This window comes from Sphingomonas sp., assembly GCF_013816785.1.
Taxonomy (GTDB): domain Bacteria; phylum Pseudomonadota; class Alphaproteobacteria; order Sphingomonadales; family Sphingomonadaceae; genus Sphingomicrobium.
Genome location: NZ_JACDDV010000082.1, coordinates 1 through 6,404, shown reverse-complemented (window position 1 = coordinate 6,404; position 6,404 = coordinate 1). Strand labels below are relative to the sequence as shown.

5 protein-coding genes are annotated in these 6,404 nt (G+C 65.0%); all 5 read left to right on the top strand.

Going from position 1 to position 6,404, the window contains the following annotated elements:
- Positions 1 to 43: 43 nt before the first annotated feature.
- The 5 genes from dnaG to H0W65_RS11885 all read left to right on the top strand — a co-directional run bounded on the left by dnaG (position 44) and on the right by H0W65_RS11885 (position 6,274).
- Entirely contained in the window at positions 44 to 1,894 is a 1,851-nt protein-coding gene (dnaG, locus tag H0W65_RS11905; protein WP_294007847.1) for a DNA primase, read from the top strand.
- A 13-nt stretch (positions 1,895 to 1,907) separates the two neighbouring features.
- A complete protein-coding gene (gene rpoD, locus H0W65_RS11900) occupies positions 1,908 to 3,941 on the top strand; it encodes an RNA polymerase sigma factor RpoD (RefSeq protein ID WP_294007845.1) in 2,034 nt (677 codons plus the stop codon).
- A 264-nt stretch (positions 3,942 to 4,205) separates the two neighbouring features.
- Positions 4,206 to 4,880: a hypothetical protein gene (locus H0W65_RS11895; RefSeq protein ID WP_294007843.1), complete on the top strand. Its 675-nt coding sequence runs from the start codon at positions 4,206 to 4,208 to the stop codon at positions 4,878 to 4,880.
- Between the two features lie 182 nt (positions 4,881 to 5,062).
- Complete coding sequence (locus H0W65_RS11890; RefSeq protein WP_294007841.1) at positions 5,063 to 5,806, top strand: bifunctional 2-polyprenyl-6-hydroxyphenol methylase/3-demethylubiquinol 3-O-methyltransferase UbiG; 744 nt, start codon at positions 5,063 to 5,065, stop codon at positions 5,804 to 5,806.
- A 159-nt stretch (positions 5,807 to 5,965) separates the two neighbouring features.
- Complete coding sequence (locus H0W65_RS11885) at positions 5,966 to 6,274, top strand: PspC domain-containing protein (RefSeq protein ID WP_294007839.1); 309 nt, start codon at positions 5,966 to 5,968, stop codon at positions 6,272 to 6,274.
- Positions 6,275 to 6,404 lie beyond the last annotated feature (130 nt).

Below are 6,404 nucleotides of genomic sequence, written 5' to 3'. Positions count from 1 at the left end.
CGCGGGAGGGGCCGAGGCGCGAAGCGCCGACGGGGTGGGGAGTTTGACCCTTTCCCCTCAATTCCTCGACGAACTGCGCGCTCGCACCACGCTCAGCGCCGTCATCGCGCCCTCCGTGAAACTCACCAAGGCCGGGCGCGAATATAAAGCCTGTTGCCCGTTCCATAACGAGAAGACGCCCAGCTTCACGATCAACGACGAGAAGGGATTCTACCATTGCTTCGGATGCGGCGCGCACGGCGATGCGATCCGTTTTCTGACCGACGCACGCGGGTTGCCGTTCATGGATGCGGTCAAGGAATTGGCCGGCAAGGCGGGGTTGTACGTGCCCGCGCCCGACCCGCGCGACCGCGACAAGCAGGAACGCTCGGCTGGGCTTCATGACGTCATGGCCGCGGCGCAGCGCTGGTTTGGCGAGCAGCTGGCCGGCATCGATGGAGGAGCGGCGCGCGCCTATCTCGCCAAACGCGGCATCGACGCCAAGACGATCGAGCGGTTCGGGATCGGCTTTGCCCCAGACAGCCGTGGCAAATTGAAGGCCGCACTCAAGGAGCTTGGCGAGGACAAGCTGGTCGACACCGGCATGCTGATCATGCCCGAGGAAGAGAATAAACAATCCTACGACCGTTTTCGCGGCCGCCTGATGTTCCCGATCCGCGACCAGCGCGGCCGCGTGATCGCGTTCGGTGGCCGCATCCTTGGCGACGGCGAGCTCAAATATCTCAATTCGCCCGAGACCGCTTTGTTCGACAAGGGCCGCACGCTCTACAATCTCGACCTCGCCGGCCCCGCCTCGCGCAAGGCTGGCCGGGTCATCGTGGTCGAAGGCTATATGGACGTCATCGCCCTAGATCGCGCCGGGATTGGCGAAGTCGTGGCGCCCAACGGAACGGCGGTCACGGAAGCACAGCTGGAGCGGCTGTGGCGCCTCGAGCCCGCGCCGATCTGCTGCTTCGACGGCGATGCCGCGGGGCAGAAGGCGGCGGTGCGCGCGGCCATGCGTGCCCTTCCCCACCTCGCCCCTGAGCGCACGCTGCGCTTCGTTGCGCTGCCCCAGGGCCAGGATCCCGACGATTTGGTCCGCTCGGGCGGGCGCCTGGCCGTCGAGGCACTGTTGGCTCAGCCCGAGCCTCTGGTCGAGCGGCTGTGGCGTCACGAAGCCGCCGCCGCCCCGCTCGACACACCTGAGGCGCGCGCCGGCCTCAAGGCTCGGCTGATGGATCATGCGCAGGCCATCGGCGACCCCAGCGTACGGCAGCTGTACCGGGACGACTGGCTACGCCGGTTCGAAGCGCTGGTCCGGCCCGAAGCCGCCGGTCGCGGGCCCTTCATCGCGCGCAAGCCCTGGAAGAAGAACAAGGATGGGCGGTTCGTGCCGCCCGACCCGCCGGCCAGCGTTGCGGCGCGCGCGATCGGGTCCAGCGGCATCGACCGCGCCACCGCCCGCGCGCTAGTGCTCGGCCATGCGCTTTTCCCCGATGCCATCGGCGACCATGTCGAGACACTGGCGTCTTTGCCGATCGCCGACCGCAACCTCGCCGCCGTGCGCGACCGGATGGTCGATGTCAGCATGTCGGGCGATACGCTTGATCGGCACGCCATCGCCACCATATTGGCGTCAGAGGAAACCGGCGCCGCCTGGCGCGAGGTCTCCAAAGGCGGCGACATGCGCTTTACCTTCACCCGCAGCGATAGCGAACCAGAGGCCGCCCGGCGCGATCTCGGGCTGGCGATCCAGGCGGTGGTGGCGACGGCGGAGGTCGAAGCGGCATTGGGCGCGGCGACCGAACGGCTGAAGGCCGGCGACGATCGCGCGTTCGAGGAACAACAGCAGCTTCACGCCTTGCGCGAAGCAATGAAGGAACGGCTGGCATCTCTGGCCGGCAATGAGTAAGCGGCACGGCAACATGACGAAAAACGACACCACCGACACCGACGTGGATACTGGCGAAAGCGGCGATGCGCCGCTCCTCGATCAGCACGAAGCGGCGATCAAGAAGCTCAAGGCGCGCGCCAAGAAGCGCGGCTTCGTCACCGTCGACGAAATCAACGAGGCGCTGCCGCAGGAGCATATGACCTCCGAACAGATCGAGGACGTGATGTCCGAAATCTCGGAGATGGGCGTCAACATCGTCGAGAACGACGATTCGGACGACGAAGATGCCGAAAAGGAGCAGCCCGAGGAGGAAGTCGATCCGCTCGACGACGGCGGCCCACGTCCGGCGGTAGCGACCAAGAAGGAAGCGGTCGACCGCACCGACGACCCGGTGCGCATGTATCTGCGCGAGATGGGCGCGGTCGAGCTGTTGAGCCGTGAGGGCGAAATCGCCATCGCCAAGCGGATCGAGGCCGGCCGCGACACGATGATCTGGGGCCTGTGCGAAAGCCCGATCACCTTCAACGCGATCATCGAATGGTCGAACGCCCTCAATGAGGGCACGATGCAGCTGCGCGAGATCCTCGATCTGGAAGCGATGCTGTCGAAAGGCCCGACCGCCGAACAGATCGACAATGCCGCCGACCCGGACGCCCCCGAGGGCGAGATCAGCGCCGCCGTTGCCGGCCCGACTTTCAAGGAAGAGGCCGAACCCGAGGAAGAGGCGGTCGCCGACGAGGAGGACGAACTCAACGAGCGCCGCACCCCGCGCCCGGTCGAGGAAGACGACGAGGACAACACGCTCAGCCTCGCGCAGATGGAAGAAGCGCTGAAGCCTACCGCGCTCGAGAAGTTCGCCTCGATCACCTCGCTCTACAAGAAATTCGCCAAGCTCCAGCAGGCGCGCCTTACCGCCTTGAGCGCCGGCGCAGGTTTCCCGCCGGCCGACGAAAAGAAATATCAGAAGCTCTCCGAACAGCTCACCGCCGAGGTCGAGAGCGTCCAATTTCACGCCGCCAAGATCGAATATCTGGTCGACCAGCTGTACAGCTACAACCGCCGCTTGACCGCGCTTGGCGGTCAGATGCTGCGCCTGGCCGAGCGCCACCGAGTGCCGCGCAAAGCGTTCCTCGACAGCTATATGGGCAGCGAGCTCGACGACAGTTGGCTCGACCGCGCCAAGGGCCTCGACAAGAAATTCGCTGCCTTCGCGGTGGCCGAGGCCGAGAGCGTCGACCGCATCCGTATCGAGATTAGCGAGATCGCCCAGTCGACCGGCATGGCGCTCCCCGAGTTCCGGCGGATCGTCAATCAGGTCCAGAAGGGCGAGCGCGAGGCGCGCATCGCCAAGAAGGAAATGGTCGAGGCGAACCTGCGCCTGGTCATCTCGATCGCCAAGAAATACACCAACCGCGGGCTGCAATTCCTCGACCTCATCCAGGAAGGCAATATCGGCCTGATGAAGGCGGTCGACAAGTTCGAGTATCGCCGCGGCTACAAGTTCAGCACCTACGCCACCTGGTGGATCCGCCAGGCGATCACGCGCAGCATCGCCGACCAGGCGCGCACCATCCGCATCCCGGTCCACATGATCGAGACGATCAATAAACTCGTGCGGACGAGCCGCCAGTTCCTCCACGAAACCGGCCGCGAGCCGACTCCCGAGGAGCTTGCCGAGCGGCTGTCGATGCCGCTCGAAAAAGTCCGCAAGGTGATGAAGATCGCGAAGGAGCCGATCAGCCTCGAAACCCCGATCGGCGACGAGGAAGATTCGCATCTCGGCGACTTCATTGAGGATAAGAACGCGGTCATCCCGGTCGACGCCGCGATCCAGGCCAATTTGAAGGAAACGGTCACGCGCGTGCTGGCCAGCCTCACCCCGCGCGAAGAACGCGTCCTCCGAATGCGCTTCGGCATCGGCATGAACACCGACCACACGCTCGAGGAAGTCGGCCAGCAGTTCAGCGTCACCCGCGAACGCATCCGTCAGATCGAGGCCAAGGCGCTGAGGAAACTCAAGCATCCAAGCCGCTCGCGCAAAATGCGGAGTTTCTTGGATCAGTGACTTGAGCGCCCGAGCATAAGGGAGCGATTGCAGAGCAATCGAGAGCTTATGTCGAACAGAGCGCGAAAGCCGGCCGACCATCGGCTATAAGCCGAGTGGATCGACGTCACGAATTTACTTCGTGACGGCCCCGCCATTCCCATCGCAGAGGCTCTCATTTCCCTCAGTCCGGCTCACTACCGCGTCGAAACAGGCAGCGATCGAGCCTCCGCCAAGCGCCGCGCCGTCTCGCTCGCGCTCGCCCTCGGCATCGAGCTGCTGCTGTTGCTCGCCTTCCTCAGCCTCAATTTCCGGCCCGACCACCCGCCTGAATATAAGGGCGGCACCCTCTCCACCTTCGACCTCGCCAACGACGCCGAAGACGCCCCAGCCAAGACCGCTCAGAAGCAGGCGACCGTGACCAAGCAACCGCCGCGCCCAATCCCGCCAATGCCAACCCCGCCGATCCCCAAGCCGGCGATCCGCCTGCCCGATCGCCCCCTCCCCATGCTGATCGTCAGCAAGGAGGTCTACGCCGCGTCGGACATCGCCAAGCTCGGCAAGCCGGCGACCGACAGCGGCGCCGAGGTCGCATCCTCCGGCAGCAGCCCCGGCGACAGCGCCCGCGTCGGCACCGGCCCCCACGGCGAGCCGCTCTACGCCGCCGAATGGTATCGCGAGCCGACCAATCAAGAGCTCAGCACCTATCTGCCCAGGACCATGCCCGAAGGCGGCGGCTGGGGAGTGATCGCGTGCAAGACCATCGACCGCTTCCATGTCGCCGACTGCGTCGAGCTCGGCCAAGGCCCCGCCGGCTCCCACCTCGCCAGCGCGGCGCGTCAGGCCGCGTGGCAATTCCTCGTCCGCCCGCCCCGCGTCGGCGGGAAGGTGCTGGTCGGGGAATGGGTGCGGATCAGGATCGATTATCATGTCAGCTCCGCCGACGCCCCGAGCGAGTGAGAAGGCGGCCCATCAGCCGGCATTTTCTGCTGTCCTGCACATCCTTTTTTGTGCCTTAATCGAGCGATGAACCGTGTCGCCGTCTCCGCTCATCCGGCTCGACCCTCATCCCTCGCGTCCTGTCGCCGCGAAGTCAGCGCCGATTCGCGCATTGCCGCGCTCGGCTCGGCTCGCCCGCGCCCATGCTGAGCACCGACAAGGCGTGGAAAAAGTGGGGATCGCAAGACCCCTATTTTGGCGTGCTCGCGCAGGACCGGTTCAGCGCCGCGCTAATTGGCGAGAATCGCGACGAGTTCTTCGCCAGCGGCCGCCACTCGATCGCGCATCTCCTCACTGAATATGAGCGCCACCTCGGTCCGCTGCCGCGCGGGCGCGCGCTTGACCATGGCTGCGGTGTCGGGCGGCTGAGCCTGCCGCTTGCCGCCGAATTCGCGGAAGTTCTCGCGCTCGATGTCGCGCCGGCGATGCTCGCCGAGGCCGCGGCCAATGCGCGCCAGGCGGGCGCCACCAACCTCCGCTTCGCCGAGGCCGACGATGGACTAAGCCGCGCCGATGGTGCGTTCGACTTCGTCAACAGCCTGATGGTGTTGCAGCATGTGCCCGTGCGGCGCGGCCTGCGTATCCTCGATGCGTTGGTCGACAAGGTCGCGCCCGGCGGCGGCTTCCATCTCCATTTGTCGATCCGCACCGACCGCGGCGGCTGGCGCTGGCTCTATTGGGCGAGCGCCAACATCCCCGGGGTCAAGATCTGGCAAAACATTTGCGCCGGTCGCCCGTGGAATGCGCCGGCGATGCAGATGAACCACTATCCGCTCAGCCCAATCGTCTCCCGCCTCGCCATGCGCGGCATCGTCCAGCTCATCGTCATCAGCGAGCCGCACGCCCGCTTTGTCACCTGCAGCCTAATCGGCCGGAAGCCAGCCTGAGCCGCGAGCGACGCGCTGCGTGGCGGATTTAACCAAGCCTTGGCGCATTGTTCGCCAACTCCGTATTTTCTTATTAAGCTAACTCGCTGCAATTGCGTGTTTTTATAACTGGCACGTCTCTTGCTTCCTGTTGGCCAACGCAAGCCAACGGAGTTCCTTATGACCAGCGCTCGGCCCAACCTTACCGTCCCAAATCTTCTCCTCCGCAACAATACCATCCTCGGCGTGTGCGAGGCGATCGGCGAGGATTTCGGTTTCCACCCCAACTGGCTCCGCATCGCCCTGATCGCGCCCCTGTTTTTCCAGCCCATGGCAACCATCGCCGCCTATCTCGGCTTAGGCGTCGTCGTTACCATCTCGCGCTTCGCCGCGCCTAACAAGACCGCCTCCACGCCGAGTCTCGTGTCCGAAATTGCGGCAGTTGAAACGCCAGCGATGGCGGGTCAATCGATGTCCCGCGCCGCCTAAAAATCACGGCATGCAACGCAAAAACTCGGTGCGGGTTCACTCCGTGCCGGGTCCATTCCGGACCGCCAACCCAAAGCACCACTTTGGGTTGAAGGGATTTGTCCCGCTTTGGCGCGTTTCTTAACTTCGC